Raw genomic sequence first — 338 nt, 5'->3', positions numbered from 1 at the left:
CATTATTCGAGACGATTACGGCGATCATTTCCGACCTCCCTAGAGACTTACCTGAAGCAAGTCGCTATCAGCGACTGCTTAACAATATGCAGAATATATTTCCGTTCGATGCGGCGGCGGTTTTGAAACTGGAAGGCAGTCAACTTCGCCCTATTGCAATGAAAGGATTAAGCGATGACGTACTAGGAAGACGATTCATCATTACTGAACATCCCAGACTGTCTCAAGTGATCCATTCAAAAGGGCTGGTACACTTTGAGGCGAACTCAGACCTACCTGACCCTTACGATGGATTAATCGGTGAAAACAACCAACACCCTGATGTACACGACTGTATG

1 pseudogene is annotated in these 338 nt (G+C 45.9%); it reads left to right on the top strand.

Going from position 1 to position 338, the window contains the following annotated elements:
- Positions 1–338, top strand: a pseudogene (locus A3756_RS27310) (nitric oxide reductase transcription regulator); the annotation flags it as partial.

It is taken from the genome of Oleiphilus sp. HI0086, assembly GCF_001635225.1.
This window is presented reverse-complemented; position numbering and strand designations above follow the sequence as displayed.